We start from the raw sequence: 17,752 nt of genomic DNA, 5'->3' as shown, positions 1-17,752 counted from the left end.
CGTCGCCTTCAGGCCCACCGCCACAGACGGTGTCTTCGACGCCTGGTTCAGACATCAGAAAATAGAAACCATCGACCTCAATGTCGTGGCGCGATAGCATGCAAAACTGTTCGCGATGTCCTCGCACATCTGTTCGCGATGTCCCCAGTCCAAACACCCTTGTGGGAGAAGGTGGCCGAGCGAAGCTCGGTCGGATTTGGGGTGTTCCAGCTTGGCATCGACAGCACTCCGGCCGGCACCCCTCAACCGTCTTGGAGCTACGCGCCAATTCACCTTCTCCCACAAGGGGGAGAAGGAAAGGAGGGCGGCGCCGTTCACCCCGCGCCCGCGTCATGCTAATCAGCGCCCATGGCACAAAAGAAAGCATACGAGGTCGATGCATGGCTCGCGAAGCCGGATCCGCGCGTCTCGATCGTGCTGCTTTACGGTCCCGATCGCGGGCTGGTTGCCGAGCGGGCAAAGGCCTTTGCCGGCAAGACCGGCCTGCCGCTTGACGATCCGTTCTCGGTCGTCAGGCTGGACGGTTCGGAGGTCGATCGCGACGAGGGCCGCCTGCTCGACGAGGCCCGCACCGTGCCGATGTTTTCGGAGCGGCGCCTGCTATGGGTGCGCAATGCCGGCGCCCAGAAGGCGCTTGCCGACGACGTCAAGGCGCTGACGTCCGAGCCCGCGCGGGACGCCATCATCCTCATCGAGGCCGGCGACCTGAAGAAGGGCGTCGGCCTGCGCGCCGTGGTGGAGGCGGCGGACAATGCCATGGCATTGCCTTGCTATGCCGATGAGGCCAGGGATATCGATACGGTCATCGACGACGAACTGCGCAAGGCCGGCATGTCGATGACACTGGAGGCGCGGCAGGCGCTGCGCCGCAATCTCGGCGGCGACCGGCTGGCCTCGCGGGGCGAAATCGAAAAGCTGGTGCTTTATGCGCATGGCCAGGCCGAAATCGGCCTCGACGACGTCAAGGCGACATCCGGCGATGTCTCCGGCCTCTCCTTCGATGCGGCCGTCGACGCCCTGCTCGAAGGCAGGATCGCCGACTTCGACACCGCCTTCACCCGCCATTGCCAGTCCGGCGGCCAGCCCTTTCTGGTACTTTCATCGGCGATGCGGCAGTTGCAGGCAATCCAGGCGATGCGCGGCCAGATGGACGCCGGCGGCCGCAATGCCGCTTCGGTCGTTGCCGCGGCGCGCCCGCCGGTTTTTTTCTCCCGGCGCAAGCTGGTGGAGAAAGCCCTCGAACGGTGGAGCAGCGAAGCGCTCGGCCGCGCACTCAACCGCCTGCAGACGGCGGTCCTGCAGACACGCCGGCGGCCGGATCTGTCGATCGCGCTGGCACGCCAGGCCCTGCTCGGCATTGCCGTGGAGAGTGCCAGGCTGGCGCAGCGCACCTAATCTCCCCCCTTGAGGGGGAGATGTCGCCAAAGGCGACAGAGGGGGTCACAGCGCGTAGAACACCAGCCCCTTCCGCGAAGACAGAGGACGTGGGCGCTTGAAATTTGACGACCCCTTCTGGCCTGCCGGCCATCTCCCCCTCAAGGGGGGAGATTAACTACTTCGACGATTTCGCCAATCACCGCGCGGCAGCAAAACGTTATTTGCCGGCTAATTTTAGCAACCTACCTACTCCCGCTTCAGCCTTCGACAAAGCTCGTCGAGCTGCTCCAGCGTCCGGTAGGCGACGCTGATCACGCCGCCGCGCTGGTTGTGCTCGATCGTGACGATCATGCCGATCGTGCTGGTCATCAGCCGCTCCAGCGCCAGTGTGTCGGCATCCTTTTGCGGCGGTGCGGCGGGCTGGCGCTTTGCCGCCGGCGCGCCGACCGGCAGCTGCGCCAAGGCTTCGGCCTGGCGCACCGAAAGCCCCTCGTCGATGATCCGCTTGGCAAGCCCGGCCGGGTCGTCGGCCGTCACCAGGGTGCGGGCGTGGCCGGCCGAGAGCGCGCCGTCGACCAGCATGTCGCGAATGACGTCGGGCAGCTTCAGCAGCCTCAGCGTATTGGCGACATGGCTGCGGCTCTTGCCGATCACCTGGCCGAGATCGGCTTGGGTATAGCCGTGGTCGTCGATCAGCTGCTGGTAGCCCAGCGCCTCCTCGACCGGGTTGAGGTCGGTGCGCTGGACGTTTTCGATGATCGCCAGTTCGAGCGCCGTGCGATCGTTGACGTCACGTACGATGATCGGGATTTCGGTCAGCCCGGCGCGTTGCGCCGCGCGCCAACGACGCTCGCCGGCGATGATCTCGTAGCGGCCCGTTTGGGTTTTCGACGGCCGCGCCACCACCGGCTGCACCACGCCATGTTCGCGGATCGACTGGGCGAGGTCGGTCAGGTCGGCGTCGCCAAAATGCCGGCGCGGGTTCTTCGGGTTGGGGCTGAGGAACTCGATCGGCACCTTGCCGTCGGCCGCCAGCCCGGGCTTTTCCGGAGCCGCCGGGCGATCGATTTCGCCGATCAGCGCCGCCAGTCCCCGTCCCAGTCTTTTTCTCGAAGGGTCTTCGTTCATCGTCCGTCCAAATCGTTTCGGTATCGAATCGCTTGTTGGTTACTGCTAGGCGACACGCAATTTGCGCTCGCGGCGGATGACTTCCGAAGCAAGCTGCAGATAGGCCTGGCTGCCCGAGCATTTTAGGTCGTAGAGAATCGCCGGCTTGCCATAGGACGGCGCCTCGGAAACGCGGACATTGCGCGGGATGACGGTTTCATAGACCTTGTCGCCCATATGCGCCCGCACATCCTGCACCACCTGGTTGGCGAGATTGTTGCGCCCGTCGAACATGGTCAGCACGATGCCCTGGATCGTCAGGTCGGGGTTGATCGAGCGGCGCACCTGCTCGACCGTCTCCAAAAGCTGGCTCAGGCCCTCCAGCGCGAAGAACTCGCACTGCAGCGGCACCAGCACCGAATCGGCCGCAGCCATCGAATTCAGTGTCAGCAGGTTGAGCGACGGCGGGCAGTCGATCAGCACATAGCCGAAGTTGGCCGAGCGCTCGGCCGAAGCCCGCAGCGCGTTGCGCAGCCGCAGCACCCGATCCGGCGCCGAGGCGATTTCCATCTCGATGCCGAGCAGGTCGAGCGTCGACGGTACGATCGACAGGCCAGGCACCGCCGTCGGGATCGCCGCCGCTTCGAGATCCAGCTCGCCGGTCAGCACATCATAGGACGAGACGCTGCGGTCGCGCCGGTCGATGCCAAGCCCGGTGCTGGCATTGCCCTGCGGGTCGAGATCGACGATCAGCACCTGTTCGCCTATGGCCGCCAGCGCGGTGGCCAGATTGATGGCCGTCGTCGTCTTGCCGACGCCGCCCTTCTGGTTGGCGACTGTGATGATTCGGGGGCCGTTCTTCATCATGGGTCTATGCCAGAAATTCATTTGGGTCGCCGGTCACAAGCCAGGGTGCTGTCGCAAGTCGGATACTTCGAGAATGACGCCCTGCGCGTCGGTTGCACTGGCATGTTCTACCAGATCGAAAGACCATCGTTGAGCGCTTTCTGCCAATTCGGCGCGGTAATCCCGGCCTTTGTGAAACAGGCCGCGCGACCCCTTGGTCAGCCACGGTGCCGCCAGGTTGAGCAAAGCCGGCAGCGAGGCGAGTGCCCTGGCTGTGACGATTTGCGGTGCTGGAACAAGAGGATAGCTGTCGTCGATGCGGCGCGCGATAACCTTGGCGGGCAGGCTGAACTGTCCGATGACCGCTTGCAGGAACGATGCTTTTTTCCGGTTGCTTTCAACCAGGTCGATACCGGCGCCGTCCCGCTCGGCAAGCAAAAAGGCCAGCACAAGGCCCGGAAACCCACCGCCGGAGCCGAGATCGACCCAGCGCTTCGCCTCTGGTTTGATTCGCGCCAGCTGCGCGCTGTCGAGGATGTGGCGGCGCCAGACATCGTCCTGCGTCGATTGCGCGGCCAGATTGATCCGGCGGTTCCATTTCTGGAAGACGGCCTCGAACTCGACCAGGCGATCGAATGTTTCACGTGAAACCGGGCCCGCTGCCGTCTGCAGGTTTGCCCAGGACGCAGCGCTCACGCGACCTGCTTTCGCGCGGCCGCCTCGGCATTGCGGACATGGGCGACAATAATCGCCAGCGCCGCCGGCGTCATGCCTTCCATGCGTTGCGCATCGGCAATCGAGCGCGGCTGGCGTGCCAGCATCTTCTGCTTCAACTCGTTCGACAGGCCGGGAACAGAAGCAAAGTCGAGCGACTCGGGAATAAGCCTGCTCTCCTCATGCCTGATCTGCGAAACATCGGCCTGCTGGCGGTCGAGATAGACAGAATATTTGGCTTCCGTTTCAAGACGTTCGGCCGTTTTGCTGTCGATCGCCGCGAAAGCCGGCTCGACCCGCGCCAGCCAAGCGATGTCGACGCCGGGATAGGCCAGCAACTCATAGGCCGAGCGACGGACGCCGTCCCGGTTGATTTCGAGCCCATGGCGCGCTGCCTCATTGGGGGTCATGGTGGTGCCGAGGGCGAGCTGTCGCGCCTTCTCAAGGTCTTGCATACCATTGTTGAACCGCTGCATCCGCTCCGGCGAGGCAATCCCCAGCCTTATCGCCAGTGGCGTCAGCCGCTCATCGGCGTTGTCGGCTCGCAGCGAAAGCCGGAACTCGGCCCGCGAGGTGAACATGCGGTACGGCTCGGCGATGCCGCGGCTGGTCAAATCGTCGACCATCACGCCGATATAGGCTTCGGTGCGGCTCAGCACGATTTCTTCGCTCGCCGACGCCTTGCGCGCTGCATTCAAGCCGGCAAGCAGCCCTTGCGCGCCGGCCTCCTCGTAGCCGGTGGTACCGTTGATCTGGCCGGCGAGGAAAAGGCCGGCGATCCGCCTGGTTTCCAGCGTCGGCTTGAGCTCGCGTGGATCGACATGGTCATACTCGATGGCATAGCCCGGCTGCAGCATGGTTGCCCGCTCCAGCCCCGGAATGGTCTTCAGGATGTCGAGTTGCACGTCCTCGGGCAGCGAGGTCGAAATGCCGTTCGGATACACCGTGTCGTCGTCCAGCCCTTCCGGCTCCAGAAAGATCTGGTGGCCTTCGCGGTCACCGAACTTGACGATCTTGTCTTCGATCGACGGGCAATAACGCGGCCCGACGCCTTCGATCGACCCCGAATACATGGCCGAGCGGCCGAGATTGGTGCGAATCAGCTCGTGCGTCGCATTGGTCGTTCGGGTGATGCCGCAATGGATCTGCGGATTTTCGATGCGATCGGTCAGCAGCGAGAACGGCACGGGGTCCTCGTCCGCCGCCTGGCTCTCCAGTGACGCCCAATCGATCGTCCTGCCGTCCAGCCGCGGCGGCGTGCCGGTCTTCAGCCGCCCGAGCCTGAAGCCGGCGCGGCTCATCGTCGCCGACAGGCCGACGCTCGCCTGCTCGTTCATGCGGCCGGCGACGATCTTCTTCTCGCCGATATGGATCAGCCCGCGCAGAAAAGTGCCGGTCGTCAGCACCACGGCGCCGCAGGCGAGCCGGCTTCCATCCGCCAATAGCACCGCCGCGATGCGTCCGTCGTCGATTTCCCCGTTGTTGATTTCGAAATCCAGCACCTCGCCTTCGATGACATCGAGGCCAGCCTGCTGGCGGATTGCCGCCTGCATGGCGAGGCGATAGAGTTTTCGGTCGGCCTGCGTTCGCGGACCACGCACCGCTGGCCCCTTGCGGCGGTTGAGCAGGCGGAACTGGATGCCGGCGGCATCGGCGACGCGCCCCATCAGCCCGTCCATGGCGTCGATCTCGCGAACCAGATGGCCCTTGCCGAGGCCGCCGATTGCCGGATTGCAGGACATCACGCCGATCGTGTCGAAGCGCAGCGTCACCAGCGCCGTCCTGGCGCCAGCCCGCGCAGCGGCACTGGCTGCCTCGCAACCAGCATGACCGCCACCCACCACAACCACATCATAGTGATTGGTCATTTGTATATTCCGATTCAAATCTGCCGACACATGTGCCCGTGAGCCTGCACTGTCAAGGACACCAACTAGTCGTTTCACGTGAAACAATTCCGTCTGCGTTCATCGCTACGTGTTTCACGTGAATCATCACCGGCTTCCCGCCACTATGCGAGCACGCTAGCGACACGCCCGCATCTCGGCACTTGGCAATGTTTCACGTGAGTCATTTGCCGATACAGAACTGCGAAAAGATAACGTCGAGCATATCCTCTACATCGACCGACCCGACAATTCGTCCGAGCCGGTCCGCCGCCAGGCGCAGCTCCTCGGCCCGCAGCTCCTGTCCGCGATCACCACTGGCCACTGCTGCGAGCAGGAAGGGTTTCGTCTCGTTGAGCAGCTCGACGTGCCGCAGCCGCGACGGCAGGATATCGCCGGCCTTGCCGATCTGGACTGCGGCACGACGCCCGATCTCGTCCAGCAGTTCGGCCAGACCCGTGCCGTCCCGCGTCGAGATAGCGAAATCATAGTGCACCGCAGGCGAGGGCGATTTGCCCCCCAGCAGGTCAATTTTTGTTCCAACCCTCAGCGCCTGAATGTCGCCCGCCGGCACACCGATCGCGATTGGCTCCGCCAGATCCTCCAGCAGCAACAGCAGATCGGCACTGTGCGCCTTGCTCCTGGCCTTCTCGATGCCGATCGCCTCTATCTTGCCGGGCGCCTCGCGCAGACCGGCGGTGTCGGTTACCCTGACCCGCACCCCTTGCAGGTCCAGTACCACGTCGAGCAGGTCGCGGGTCGTGCCCGGCTCGTCGGTGACGATGGCCGCTTCGCGCCGCGTCAGCGCGTTGAACAGGCTGGACTTGCCGGCATTCGGCGCGCCAAGGATGACGACTTCGAACCCGTCGCGGATGATTTCGGCGGCACGAAAGCCGGCGACATGGCGCTCGATTTCGTCGATCATGGCCCGGACATCGGACCAGACCGTATCGGCGACCGAGCCCGGCACGTCATCCTCGTCGGCAAAGTCGATCTCGGCCTCGATCATCGCGCGGGCGTGGATCAGCCGTCGGCGCCAGTCTAGATAGAGCTCGCTCTGCACACCTTGGGCGTTGTGAACGGCAAAGCGCCGCTGCGCCTCGGTTTCGGCGTTGATGAGATCGGCCAGCGCCTCGGTTTCGACCAGATCGAGCTTGCCGTTGAGAAAGGCGCGGCGGGTGAATTCGCCAGGCTCGGCATGCCTGACACCGTCGAAGGAGGCGATCGTTTCCAGCATCCTCGCCACAACGGCGCGCCCGCCATGCACATGGAACTCTGCAACGTCCTCGCCGGTAAAACTGTCGGGACCGGCAAAGAAGACGGCAAGGCCGCTGTCCAGCACCGATCCGTCGGGCGCCCGGAACTTGCGATAGGTGGCAACGCGGTTTGGCACCTTCGATCCCGCAATCGTTTCGACAGCGAATCGACTATGCGGCCCGGAAATCCGGATCACCGCAATGCCGGCCGGCAGGCGCCCGCTCGACAGCGCCACGATGGAGTCTTTTGAAATCATTTGCCCGCTCTGCCGAAGCGCCCTAGCTATGCCTGTTCAATCCGCATCGAGTAGTGCCGTGACATTGCCTGCACAAAACCTGCTTGCCGAAGAGGCCAGCCCCTATCTGCAGCAGCACAGCGGCAATCCCGTGCACTGGCGGCCATGGTCGCCCGCCGCTCTGGCCGAAGCAAAGGTGCTGCAGCGTCCGATCCTGCTCTCTGTCGGCTACGCCGCATGCCATTGGTGCCATGTCATGGCGCATGAGAGCTTCGAGAACGACGACGTCGCCGCCGTCATGAACCGTCTCTTCGTCAATATCAAGGTCGACCGCGAGGAGCGCCCCGACATCGACCAGATCTACATGGCGGCGCTGTCCTCGATGGGCGAGCAGGGCGGCTGGCCGCTGACCATGTTCCTGACGCCGGAGGGCAAGCCGTTCTGGGGCGGCACTTACTTTCCGCGCGAAGCCCGCTACGGCCGGCCGGGTTTCGTCCAGGTGCTGGAGGCGGTTGACAAGGCTTGGCGGGAGAAGAAAGAAAGCGTTAACCAGAGTGCCGACGGCCTGACCACGCATGTCGAGACGCGGCTGGCGGGCAGCCATGGCAAGGCCGTGCTCGACCGCGGCATGCTGGCGAACCTCGCCAATGGCATTGACGGCATGATCGACCGCGATTTGGGCGGCCTGCGCGGCGCGCCGAAATTCCCCAACGCGCCATTCATGCAGAGCCTCTGGCTGTCCTGGCTGCGCGACGGCACCGCATCCCACCGCGACGCTGTTCTCCTCAGCCTCGAAAAGATGCTGGCCGGCGGCATCTATGACCATATTGGCGGCGGACTCAGCCGCTACTCGACCGACGCCGAATGGCTGGTCCCGCATTTCGAAAAAATGCTCTACGACAATGCCCAGCTCATCCGCTTGTGCAATTGGGCCTATGCGTCAACCGGCAAGGAATTGTTCCGGCTGCGAATCGAAGAGACGATTGCCTGGCTGTTGCGCGAAATGCGAGTCGAGGGCGATGCCTTTGCCGCCAGCCTTGATGCCGATAGCGAGGGCGAGGAGGGGTTGTTCTACACCTGGAGCAGGGATGAGCTCGAAGCAGCCCTTGGCGACGATTCAGCATTGTTTTTCAAATACTTCACGCTTGCCGGTCCGCATGGTTGGGAAGGCAAGCCGATCATTTGCCAGACTGATGCTCAACTGGCGCAGAGCGTCGTCGATCGTGACCTTCTGGTTCCGCTCAAGCAAAGGCTGCTGGCAGCGAGGGAACAGCGCGTGCGGCCCGGGCGTGACGGCAAGGCGCTGACCGACTGGAACGGCTTGATGATCGCAGCCCTTGCCGAGGCCGGACGGTCGCTTGGCCGATCCGACTGGATCGAAGCGGCGGCAGCGGCCTTTGCCGCAATTGCGGCTGCCGGACGTGACGGCCGCCTGCCGCATTCGATGCTCGGCGCAAAGAAGCTGTTTCCGGCTCTGTCGAGCGACTATGCCGCCATGGCCAACGCCGCCATCTCACTGTACGAGGCGACCGGCAATCCCGACTATATCGATCGCGCCGGAAACTTCATTGAGCAACTCGATCTTTGGCACCGCGACAGCGACAAGACCGGCTACTATCTGACCGCGTCCGACAGCGCGGATGTGCCGATCCGCATCCGCGGCGATGTCGACGAAGCCATTCCTTCCGCTACCGGCCAGATCATCGAGGCCCTGGTCCGATTGTCGTCGCTTTCGGGCGATCTCGATCTCTGGGAAAAAGCCTGGACAGTTGCAGAGCACGCGGGCGGGCGGGCGGAGCACCAGGGCTATGGCCAGGCGGGTATAGTCAATGCCTGTGCCTTGGCGCTTGAACCGCTGAAGCTGGTGATCGTGGATAGACCAGAGGATCCAAGGCTTGTTCCGGTTGCGAATCGAAATCCAGACCCGCGCCGGGTGGACATCGTCGTGCCTGTTGGCTCGGCGACAAATCTGCCGGCCTTGCCAGGCGGCGTCCTGCCGCCAACGGCCGAGCCCGGCGCCTGGCTCTGCACGGGGCAGGTCTGCCTGCCGGTGGTGACTAGTGCCGAGGAGCTTGAGCGGCTGTTGCACCGGCAATGAGTCCAACGCGGCTCCCCCTTCTCCCCTTGTGGGAGAAGGTGGCCGAGCGAAGCTCGGTCGGATGAGGGGTGTTCCAGCTTGGCGCCGACGGAGTTCCGTCCGGCACCCCTCAACCGGCTTGGCGCTGCGCGCCCATCCACCTTCTCCCACAACAAGGGGAGAAGGGAAGGACGGCGCCGGCCAACCCCGCCTACGTATTCATCGAATCGAAGAAATCCGCGTTGGTCTTGGTCTGCTTGAGCTTGTCGATCAGGAACTCGATGGCGTCGGTCGTTCCCATCGGCGCCAGGATGCGGCGCAGCACGAAGATCTTCTGCAGGTCCTGGCGTGGGACCAGCAGGTCCTCCTTGCGGGTGCCGGATTTGAGGATGTCCATGGCCGGGTAGATGCGCTTGTCCGCCACCTTGCGGTCGAGCACGATTTCCGAATTGCCGGTGCCCTTGAACTCTTCGAAGATGACCTCGTCCATGCGGCTGCCGGTATCGATCAGCGCCGTGGCGATGATGGTCAGCGAGCCGCCTTCCTCGATATTGCGGGCAGCACCGAAGAAGCGCTTCGGCCGTTGCAGCGCATTGGCGTCGACACCGCCGGTCAGCACCTTGCCGGACGACGGCACGACGGTGTTGTAGGCGCGGCCGAGGCGGGTGATCGAGTCCAGCAGGATGACCACGTCACGGCCGTGCTCGACCAGGCGCTTGGCCTTTTCGATGACCATTTCGGCGACCTGGACGTGGCGCACCGCCGGCTCGTCGAAGGTCGAGGACACCACCTCGCCCTTCACCGAGCGCTGCATGTCGGTGACTTCCTCCGGCCGCTCGTCGATCAGAAGCACGATCAAATAGCATTCCGGATGGTTGGTGGTGATCGAATGGGCGATGTTCTGCAGCAGCACCGTCTTGCCGGTGCGCGGCTGCGCCACGATCAACGCGCGCTGGCCCTTGCCGAGCGGCGCCACCAGGTCGATGACGCGCGCCGAAATATCCTTGGAGGTCGGAACCTCCATCTCCATCTTCAGCCGCGAGGTCGGATAAAGCGGCGTCAGATTGTCGAAATGGATCTTGTGGCGGATTTTTTCCGGGTCGTCGAAATTGATCGTGTTGACCTTGAGCAGCGCGAAATAGCGCTCGCCCTCTTTCGGGCTGCGGATCGGCCCTTCGACCGTATCGCCGGTCTTCAGCGAGAACCGCCGGATCTGCGACGGTGAAATATAGATGTCGTCGGGACCTGGCAAATAGTTGGCATTGGCGGAGCGCAGGAAGCCAAAGCCGTCCTGCAGCACTTCGACGACGCCGTCGCCGATGATCTCGATATCCTGGGTCGCCAGCCTCTTCAGGATCGCGAACATCAGCTCCTGCTTGCGCATGACGCTGGCATTCTCGACTTCGAGCGATTCCGCATAAGCGATCAGCTCTGGCGGCTTCTTGTTCTTGAACTCTGTGAGTTTCATTTCTTGCATCATTAGACGGACTCTGAGTAAGCTTTGGGAAAAATATCGGCGGGATGCGACAAATGCCGGGCGCGGCCGAAGCGATAAATGGGCGGCGCATGACGGGAAGGAAGACCCGTCTTTTATCGTCGGTCGGTTGAAAGAGCAAGCCGCCTTTTGCGGGCAACCGAAGACGTCAGAACGGTTTCACGATAACCAGGACGACGATGACGATCATCAGCAATGTAGGGATCTCATTGACGATCCGCCAGTGCCTTGCCGATTTTTCATTGCGGTCTTCGGCAAATTTCCGGACGGCGCCGGCGAGATAGCCATGCACGGCCGACAGGCCAACCACCGCAGCGATCTTGGCATGCAGCCAGCCGCCTTGAAAACCAAAGCCTTTCCAGGCAAGCCACAGGCCGAATGCCCAGGTGATCACCATTGCCGGATTGATGATGCCGCGCAGCAGCCGGCGCTCCATCACCTTGAAGGTCTCCGACTGGACGGAGCCTTTTTCGGCATCGGCATGATAGACCAGCAAGCGCGGCAGATAGAGCATGCCCGCCATCCAGGAGATGACGGCAATCACATGGATCGCCTTCGCCCAAGGATAGAAATCATCGGGCCCGAACAGCAACAGCAGCCCGGCCAGCACCAGGAAAATGGCGATCGCGATTGCCGCGCGGCGCATCGCGCCCTTACCGGTGTTGGTGCCGTTCGCATTGTCCGCGCCCATCATCGTCACGATGCGCTCCGCACCAGCTTGACCATCCGCTCGACATGAGCGAGCGGCGTCTCCGGCGTGATGCCGTGGCCGAGATTGAAGATCAGCGGCCCGTCGCCCAGCGCCTTCAAGATCGCCCCCACGCCGTCGTCAAGCGCCTTGCCGCCGGCTACAAGCCTCAGCGGATCGAGATTGCCCTGCACGGCGCCGTCACGCTGCAATTCCTTCGCCGTCGACAATGGCACGGTCCAGTCGAGGCCCAGCCCGGTCACGCCGGTCTTCTGGCGATAGCTTCGATAGTGATCTCCCGCGCCCTTGGGAAAGCCGATGATCGGAACATTGGGATGGGCAGCCTTCACTTGCCGGACGATCGAGGCCACCGGCTCGACGCAGAACAACTCGAAAGACGCTTCGTCGAGTACGCCTGACCACGAATCGAAGATCTGCACCACGTCGGCGCCGGCCTCGATCTGGCGGATCAGATAAGCGCCCGAATGATCGGCCAGCACCTTCAGCAGCCTAAGAAAGGCCGCCGGCTCGCGATAGGCGAACAGCCTGGCCGGCGCCTGGTCGGGCGTACCGTGGCCGGCAATCATGTAGGTCGCCACCGTCCAGGGCGCACCGCAGAAGCCGATCAGCGTCGTTTCATCAGGCAGTCTGGCGCGCAACCGCCGCACCGTCTCGTAGACCGGCTCGAGATTCACGTGAAACGTTTCGCCGTCGAGAGCCGCAATTTCCGCAGCCGTGATCGGCGTCAGCAGCGGGCCGCGTCCTTCCTCGAAGCGCACGTCGCGGCCGAGCGCATGCGGCACGACAAGAATATCGGAAAACAGGATCGATGCATCGAAGCCGAAGCGTTCGATCGGCTGCAGCGTCACTTCGACGGCGAGATCCGGGTCGTAGCAAAGATCGAGGAAGGATCCGGCCCGTCTCCTCGTCTCCCGGTATTCCGGCAGATAGCGGCCGGCCTGGCGCATCATCCAGAGCGGCGGCGGAAACGCCGCTTTGCCTCTCAACACGTCCAGCACGATCCGGTCTTGAGGCATTGAGCGCTCGCCTTTCCAGGCTTCCCTATAATTAAATATTCTATTTTTAGGAATCTTATGATTCTAAGAGTCTGTTGGTTGTGGTGGTTGTCTCCTGTCCCGCTTTGCCCTCGAAAAGACCAGCCAGCATATTGTCGCGCGCTTCTCCAGCGGGATTGCAGGACTTTGTGGAAAATCGGGAATTTACGACTGGAGTCAATGCGTTGCCGCCACGCCAGGGAAATTGCCCCTGTGGATGAAGCGAAGGCAAAAAGCTCCGTCCCCGGACTTGTCCCCAACCGCCCGGAGAAGCCGACAGCACATCGAATTGTGGACAAACCGGCATCTGATACAGTCGCTTTGCGGTGGCCGAGTTTTCCGCCCGGCTTATCCACATCGGCCCACAGCCTGGAATGTATCCTGTGAACAAACCGCAGAGCTTCTTTCACCTTCATCTGATTTCCGACGCCACCGGCGAAACGCTGCTGGCCGCCGGCCGCGCGGCTTCCGCGCAATACAAGGATGCGCGCGCCATCGAACATATCTACCCGCTCATCCGCACCGAAAAGCAGGTGACGAAGGTGTTCGAGGACATCGAGGAGGAGCCGGGCATCATCCTCTACACGGTGGTCGACCAGAAGCTTGCCCGCGGTATCGACGAACGCTGCGCGGCCATGGGCCTGCCTTGCGTCTCGGTGCTGGAGCCGGTGCTGACGGTGTTCCAGTCCTATCTCGGCACGCCTGCCGGCCGACGCGTCGGCGCCCAGCATGTGCTGAACGCCGAATATTTCCGCCGCATCGACGCGCTCAACTTCACCATGGAGCATGACGATGGTCAGCTGCCGGCCAATATGGACGATGCCGACATCGTGCTCGTCGGCATCTCCCGCACCTCGAAGACGCCGACCAGCATCTATCTCGCAAATCGCGGGATCAAGACCGCCAACATCCCGATCGTGCTCGGCGTGCCGGTGCCCGAAACCCTGGTCAATGCCAGGAGGCCGCTGATCGTCGGCCTGGTCGCCACCGCCGAACGGATCTCGCAGGTTCGGCAGAACCGCATTCTCGGCACCAGCGCCTATGAGCCGACCGACTATGTCGACCGTGCCGCGATCGCGGAAGAGCTCACCTATGCCCGCCAGATATGCACGCGGCACGGCTGGCCGATGATCGACGTCAGCCGCCGTTCGATCGAGGAGACGGCGGCGGCAATCGTTGCCCTGCGCGGCAAGACGCGGTAGGGTTTGGGCGCTTGTGCTGTGGGTGGTCCTTACCTTCTCCCCTTGTGGGAGAAGGTGGCCGAGCGAAGCTCGGTCGGATGAGGGGTGTTCCAGCTTGGCATCACCTGCACTCCGTCCAGCACCCCTCAACCGTCTTGGCGCTGCGCGCCAATCCACCTTCTCCCACAAGGGGAGAAGGAAAGATCAGGCGAAAAAAATGGCTGAAAAAATCATCCTTGCCTCGGGCAGCCCGTTCCGCAAGGCGCTGCTCGTCAATGCCGGCGTCACTGTCGAAGCGGTTCCGGCTTCTGTCGATGAGCGCGCGCTCGAGGCGCCGCTGCAGAATAGTGGCGTATCGCCGGAGGACGTCGCCCTGGTGCTCGCCGAAGCCAAGGCCACCGACGTCAGCGAGCGCAAGCCCGGCGCCCTAGTGCTCGGCTGCGACCAAACGCTGTCGCTCGGCGACGAGCTGTTCCATAAGCCGGCCGACATGGAAGGAGCGCGCCGTCATCTGCTGGCGCTGTCGGGCAAGACGCATCATCTCAACAGCGCCGTCGTGCTCGGCCGTGACGGCCAGGTTCTGTGGCGGCATGTCGGCATCGCCAGCCTGACCATGCGCAAGCTCGATCCGGCCTTCATCGGCCGCCATCTTGCGCGCGTCGGCGCCAAGGCGTTGTCCAGCGTCGGCGCTTACCAGATCGAAGGCGAAGGCATCCAGCTGTTCGAAAAAATCGAAGGCGACTATTTTACTATTGTCGGCCTACCACTTTTGCCGGTGCTGGCCAAGCTGCGTGAGTTCGGGGCGATCGATGGCTGAGGCCACGAAAAAGGCGTTTGTCACGGGCCACCCGATCGCGCATTCCAGGTCTCCGAAGATCCACGGCTACTGGCTGGCGAAATACGGCATCGGCGGCGTCTACGAGGCCATCGACGTTGCACCGGAGGCGTTTGCCGAATTCCTGCAGACGCTGCAGGCACAAGGCTATCGCGGCGGCAACGTCACCATCCCGCACAAGGAAGCCGCCTTCGCTTTGGCCAAGCGGCGTGACGCCGACGCCGAACAGATCGGTGCGGTCAATACGCTGTGGTTCGAGAATGGCGAATTGTGGGGCGGCAACACCGATGCCCATGGCTTTGCCGCCAATCTGGACGAATATGCACCGGGCTGGGCGGCCAACGGCCCCGCCGTGGTGCTCGGTGCCGGCGGCGCCGCTCGCGCGGTCATCCATGCGCTGAAGCAACGCGGCATCAACGATATCCGCATCGTCAACCGGACGCTTGCGAGGGCGCAGGACCTGCGCGACCGCTTCGGTGCAGGCGTTTCCGCCCACAACCTCGCGGCGACCGGCGAATTGCTCGAGGATGCCGGCCTGCTGGTCAACACGTCTGCGCTCGGCATGCACGGCAATGAAGGCCTGTCCGCCGACCCGGGCAGACTGCCTAGCCGTGCCATCGTCACCGACATCGTCTACGTGCCACTGGAGACGCCGCTCCTTGCCGCGGCCAAAGCGCGCGGCCTGAGAACCGTCGATGGGCTCGGCATGCTGCTGCACCAGGCGGTGCCCGGCTTCGAACGCTGGTTCGGCACCAGGCCGCAGGTCACCGCCGAACTGCGGCAAATGATCATCGCCGATATCGGCGCGATAAAATGATCGTGCTCGGCCTCACCGGATCGATCGGCATGGGCAAGTCGACCGCCGCAAAGATGTTTGCCGAGGCCGGCGTGCCGGTCCATGATTCCGACGAGGCGGTGCATCGCCTCTATGCCGACCAGGCCGCCCCCATGGTCGAGGCGGCCTTTCCCGGGACCACCCGATCCGGTGCGGTCGATCGCACAAAGCTGGCCGAACGGGTGCTCGGCGACGCCGCCGCCCTGAAACGGCTGGAAGCGATCATCCATCCGTTGGTCCGTGCCGACGCCGATGCCTTCCTGGCTGAAAATCGTGCCGCCGGCGCGCCGCTTGCCGTGCTCGATATACCGCTGCTGTTCGAGACCGGCGGCCGTGATCGCGTCGACAAGGTCGTGGTCGTCACCGCGCCGCCTGAAGTCCAGCGCGCCCGCGTGCTGGCGCGGCCGGGCATGAACGAGGAAAAGTTTGCGTCGATCCTGGCCAGGCAGGTTGCCGACGCCGAAAAGCGCCGGCGCGCCGACTTCGTCATCGACACCGGCCAGGGCTTTGACGCCGCTCGTGCGGCCGTCAAGGCGATCGTCGCCGAACTAGTCGTGGATAAGGCAGCCAGGCCTAGTTAAGAGGCTTGCAGACCCACATTACTTGTTGCCATTTTGTTCCTGGTGTGATTCGGCTAGAATGATGCCGGAACCAGTGGACTGATTCGATGCGTGAGATCATCTTCGATACGGAAACCACCGGCCTCGACACGCGCGAGGACCGCGTCATCGAGCTTGGCGGCGTCGAGTTGGTCAACCGTTTCCCGACCGGCCGAACCTTCCACAAATACATCAACCCGCAAGGCCGCCAGATCCATCACGAGGCGCAGGCCGTGCACGGCATCAGCGCCGCCGATCTTCAGGGCAAGCCGACTTTCATGGAGATCGCCGAGGAGTTCCTCGCCTTCATCGACGGCGCCAAGCTGGTCGCGCACAATGCCGGCTTCGACATCGGCTTCCTCAATCTCGAATTCGGCCGGCTTGGCCATCCGGCCATCGATCCGGGACGGATCGTCGACACGCTGGCGCTGGCGCGCCGCAAGCATCCGATGGGCCCCAATTCGCTCGACGCGCTCTGCCGCCGCTACGGCATCGACAACGGCCGCCGCACCAAGCACGGCGCGCTGCTCGATTCGGAATTGCTGGCCGAGGTCTATATCGAGCTCATCGGCGGCAAGCAGGCAAGCCTCATCCTCGACAGCATCCTGACTCCGGCGGGCGGCAGGCAGAATGTCGACGACATCGATATTTCGATCGGTGTGCGGCCGATCGCCTTGCCGTCGCGCCTGACCGACGCCGAGCGCGCAGCACACGCAGGCATGGTTGGCACATTGGGCGAAAAGGCGCTGTGGCTGCGGGTCGTCCCGGAAACGAGTTCTGCGGCATAGTGATTTTGACCGGAGTGATCCTTCGCGCCCCCCTCTGTCCTGCCGGACATCTCCCCCTCAAGGGGGGAGATTGGCAGACCCAGCGTCTCGCTCATTCCTGCGGCGATGAAGGATTGGCGAAGGCTGACGTGAAGTCCGATCTCCCCCCCTTGAGAGGGAGATGGCCGGCAGGCCAGAGGGGGGGTACTGCCGCGCCGGCGTCTCAAACAAAAAACCCGGCGCAAGGCCGGGTTTTTCCAAACGCTAGCGAGACAGCCGCGCTCAGCTCACCTTGACCTTGGCGGCGGCAGCCTGGTCTTCGGCCAACTTCTGCTGGAACATCTGCGCGAAATCGATCGGGTCTAGCATCAGCGGCGGGAAGCCGCCATTGCGTGTTGCCTCGGCGATGATCTGCCGGGCGAACGGGAACAGCAGCCGCGGGCATTCGATGAACAGGATCGGCAGCATGTGCTCCTGCGGGAAGCCGCTGATGGAGAAGACGCCGCCATAGACCAGCTCGACGTTGAACAGCACTTCCTGGTCGAACGACGCTTTGGCGTTCAGCGTCAAATTGACGTCGAACTGCTTGTCCGAAAGCGGATTGGCGTTGACGTTGACGTTAATGGCGATGCCGGGAGCCTTGTCGCGGCCGCGCAACGAGTTCGGTGCGCCGGGGCTTTCGAAGGACAGGTCCTTCACATATTGTGCAAGCACGTTGAGCGAAGGCTGCGCCGCATTTCCATTACCGTTGGCTGCGCCGGTCGGCGCGTCGTCGTTGCTGGCCATAAGCTGTGGTCC

17 protein-coding genes are annotated in these 17,752 nt (G+C 63.4%); 8 read left to right on the top strand and 9 right to left on the bottom strand.

Annotated features, from left to right (window positions below; translation table 11 throughout):
- Both NKI58_RS35655 and holA read left to right on the top strand, forming a co-directional pair.
- Positions 1-97, top strand: a 97-nt coding sequence (locus NKI58_RS35655; protein ID WP_502897039.1) for a hypothetical protein, incomplete at its 5' end; no start/stop codon positions are given.
- A gap of 251 nt (positions 98-348) precedes the next feature.
- The gene (holA, locus tag NKI58_RS30710; RefSeq protein ID WP_352787737.1) at positions 349-1,395 is read left to right on the top strand and encodes a DNA polymerase III subunit delta; all 1,047 of its coding nucleotides are present in this window, start codon (positions 349-351) and stop codon (positions 1,393-1,395) included.
- A gap of 228 nt (positions 1,396-1,623) precedes the next feature.
- On the opposite strand, the gene NKI58_RS30705 is transcribed toward holA, so the two are convergent.
- From NKI58_RS30705 to mnmE, 5 genes are all read right to left on the bottom strand, one after another.
- Entirely contained in the window at positions 1,624-2,505 is an 882-nt protein-coding gene (locus tag NKI58_RS30705) for a ParB/RepB/Spo0J family partition protein (protein ID WP_023675931.1), read from the bottom strand.
- Between the two features lie 45 nt (positions 2,506-2,550).
- On the bottom strand, positions 2,551-3,351 hold the full coding sequence (locus NKI58_RS30700) for a ParA family protein (RefSeq protein WP_084641031.1): 801 nt from the start codon (positions 3,349-3,351) through the stop codon (positions 2,551-2,553).
- A 33-nt stretch (positions 3,352-3,384) separates the two neighbouring features.
- The gene (rsmG, locus tag NKI58_RS30695) at positions 3,385-4,026 is read right to left on the bottom strand and encodes a 16S rRNA (guanine(527)-N(7))-methyltransferase RsmG (RefSeq protein WP_023675929.1); all 642 of its coding nucleotides are present in this window, start codon (positions 4,024-4,026) and stop codon (positions 3,385-3,387) included.
- Entirely contained in the window at positions 4,023-5,912 is a 1,890-nt protein-coding gene (gene mnmG / locus NKI58_RS30690) for a tRNA uridine-5-carboxymethylaminomethyl(34) synthesis enzyme MnmG (RefSeq protein WP_352644926.1), read from the bottom strand. The genes rsmG and mnmG overlap by 4 nt, the downstream gene beginning before the upstream one ends.
- Before the next feature lie 202 nt (positions 5,913-6,114).
- Entirely contained in the window at positions 6,115-7,443 is a 1,329-nt protein-coding gene (gene mnmE / locus NKI58_RS30685) for a tRNA uridine-5-carboxymethylaminomethyl(34) synthesis GTPase MnmE (RefSeq protein WP_352787743.1), read from the bottom strand.
- Positions 7,444-7,501: 58 nt separating this feature from the next.
- Between mnmE and NKI58_RS30680 the strand changes: the two genes are divergently transcribed.
- Positions 7,502-9,520, top strand: a complete 2,019-nt coding sequence (locus tag NKI58_RS30680; RefSeq protein WP_352787746.1) for a thioredoxin domain-containing protein — start codon at positions 7,502-7,504, stop codon at positions 9,518-9,520.
- Between the two features lie 190 nt (positions 9,521-9,710).
- On the opposite strand, the gene rho is transcribed toward NKI58_RS30680, so the two are convergent.
- The 3 genes from rho to hemE all read right to left on the bottom strand — a co-directional run bounded on the left by rho (position 9,711) and on the right by hemE (position 12,719).
- Complete coding sequence (gene rho / locus NKI58_RS30675) at positions 9,711-10,976, bottom strand: transcription termination factor Rho (RefSeq protein ID WP_023675925.1); 1,266 nt, start codon at positions 10,974-10,976, stop codon at positions 9,711-9,713.
- Between the two features lie 166 nt (positions 10,977-11,142).
- Positions 11,143-11,688 carry a protoporphyrinogen oxidase HemJ gene (hemJ, locus tag NKI58_RS30670; protein ID WP_031211566.1) on the bottom strand — a complete coding sequence of 182 codons (546 nt, stop codon included), beginning with the start codon at positions 11,686-11,688 and terminating at the stop codon, positions 11,143-11,145.
- Positions 11,689-11,690: 2 nt separating this feature from the next.
- Positions 11,691-12,719, bottom strand: coding sequence for a uroporphyrinogen decarboxylase (gene hemE, locus NKI58_RS30665; protein WP_352685116.1), 1,029 nt, complete (start codon positions 12,717-12,719; stop codon positions 11,691-11,693).
- A gap of 401 nt (positions 12,720-13,120) precedes the next feature.
- Between hemE and NKI58_RS30660 the strand changes: the two genes are divergently transcribed.
- From NKI58_RS30660 to dnaQ, 5 genes are all read left to right on the top strand, one after another.
- Entirely contained in the window at positions 13,121-13,939 is an 819-nt protein-coding gene (locus NKI58_RS30660) for a pyruvate, water dikinase regulatory protein (protein WP_352570103.1), read from the top strand.
- Positions 13,940-14,135: 196 nt separating this feature from the next.
- Positions 14,136-14,735, top strand: coding sequence for a Maf-like protein (locus tag NKI58_RS30655; RefSeq protein WP_352458815.1), 600 nt, complete (start codon positions 14,136-14,138; stop codon positions 14,733-14,735).
- Positions 14,728-15,570: a shikimate dehydrogenase gene (locus tag NKI58_RS30650; RefSeq protein ID WP_352787750.1), complete on the top strand. Its 843-nt coding sequence runs from the start codon at positions 14,728-14,730 to the stop codon at positions 15,568-15,570. Before NKI58_RS30655 ends, NKI58_RS30650 begins: the two co-directional genes overlap by 8 nt.
- Positions 15,567-16,169: a dephospho-CoA kinase gene (gene coaE / locus NKI58_RS30645; RefSeq protein WP_352854183.1), complete on the top strand. Its 603-nt coding sequence runs from the start codon at positions 15,567-15,569 to the stop codon at positions 16,167-16,169. The genes NKI58_RS30650 and coaE overlap by 4 nt, the downstream gene beginning before the upstream one ends.
- A gap of 86 nt (positions 16,170-16,255) precedes the next feature.
- Complete coding sequence (gene dnaQ, locus NKI58_RS30640) at positions 16,256-16,975, top strand: DNA polymerase III subunit epsilon (protein WP_352787755.1); 720 nt, start codon at positions 16,256-16,258, stop codon at positions 16,973-16,975.
- A 261-nt stretch (positions 16,976-17,236) separates the two neighbouring features.
- Here the strand turns inward: dnaQ and secB are convergent, their stop codons facing one another.
- The gene (secB, locus tag NKI58_RS30635) at positions 17,237-17,740 is read right to left on the bottom strand and encodes a protein-export chaperone SecB (protein ID WP_352453643.1); all 504 of its coding nucleotides are present in this window, start codon (positions 17,738-17,740) and stop codon (positions 17,237-17,239) included.
- Positions 17,741-17,752 lie beyond the last annotated feature (12 nt).

It is taken from the genome of Mesorhizobium sp. M0522, assembly GCF_040321085.1.
In the GTDB taxonomy this organism is placed as follows: domain Bacteria; phylum Pseudomonadota; class Alphaproteobacteria; order Rhizobiales; family Rhizobiaceae; genus Mesorhizobium.
The sequence above is the reverse complement of the archived record's forward strand: the minus strand, read 5'-3'. Positions and strand labels throughout refer to the sequence as shown.

Coding starts and splice junctions, on each gene's coding strand:
- dnaQ (WP_352787755.1), top strand. CDS start 16,256: ATGCGTGAGATCATCTTCGATACGGAAACCACCGGCCTCGACACGCGC.
- NKI58_RS30700 (WP_084641031.1), bottom strand. CDS start 3,351: ATGATGAAGAACGGCCCCCGAATCATCACAGTCGCCAACCAGAAGGGC.
- coaE (WP_352854183.1), top strand. CDS start 15,567: ATGATCGTGCTCGGCCTCACCGGATCGATCGGCATGGGCAAGTCGACC.
- hemE (WP_352685116.1), bottom strand. CDS start 12,719: ATGCCTCAAGACCGGATCGTGCTGGACGTGTTGAGAGGCAAAGCGGCG.
- mnmE (WP_352787743.1), bottom strand. CDS start 7,443: ATGATTTCAAAAGACTCCATCGTGGCGCTGTCGAGCGGGCGCCTGCCG.
- secB (WP_352453643.1), bottom strand. CDS start 17,740: ATGGCCAGCAACGACGACGCGCCGACCGGCGCAGCCAACGGTAATGGA.
- NKI58_RS30650 (WP_352787750.1), top strand. CDS start 14,728: ATGGCTGAGGCCACGAAAAAGGCGTTTGTCACGGGCCACCCGATCGCG.
- NKI58_RS30655 (WP_352458815.1), top strand. CDS start 14,136: ATGGCTGAAAAAATCATCCTTGCCTCGGGCAGCCCGTTCCGCAAGGCG.
- NKI58_RS30705 (WP_023675931.1), bottom strand. CDS start 2,505: ATGAACGAAGACCCTTCGAGAAAAAGACTGGGACGGGGACTGGCGGCG.
- hemJ (WP_031211566.1), bottom strand. CDS start 11,688: ATGATGGGCGCGGACAATGCGAACGGCACCAACACCGGTAAGGGCGCG.
- mnmG (WP_352644926.1), bottom strand. CDS start 5,912: ATGACCAATCACTATGATGTGGTTGTGGTGGGTGGCGGTCATGCTGGT.
- rho (WP_023675925.1), bottom strand. CDS start 10,976: ATGCAAGAAATGAAACTCACAGAGTTCAAGAACAAGAAGCCGCCAGAG.
- holA (WP_352787737.1), top strand. CDS start 349: ATGGCACAAAAGAAAGCATACGAGGTCGATGCATGGCTCGCGAAGCCG.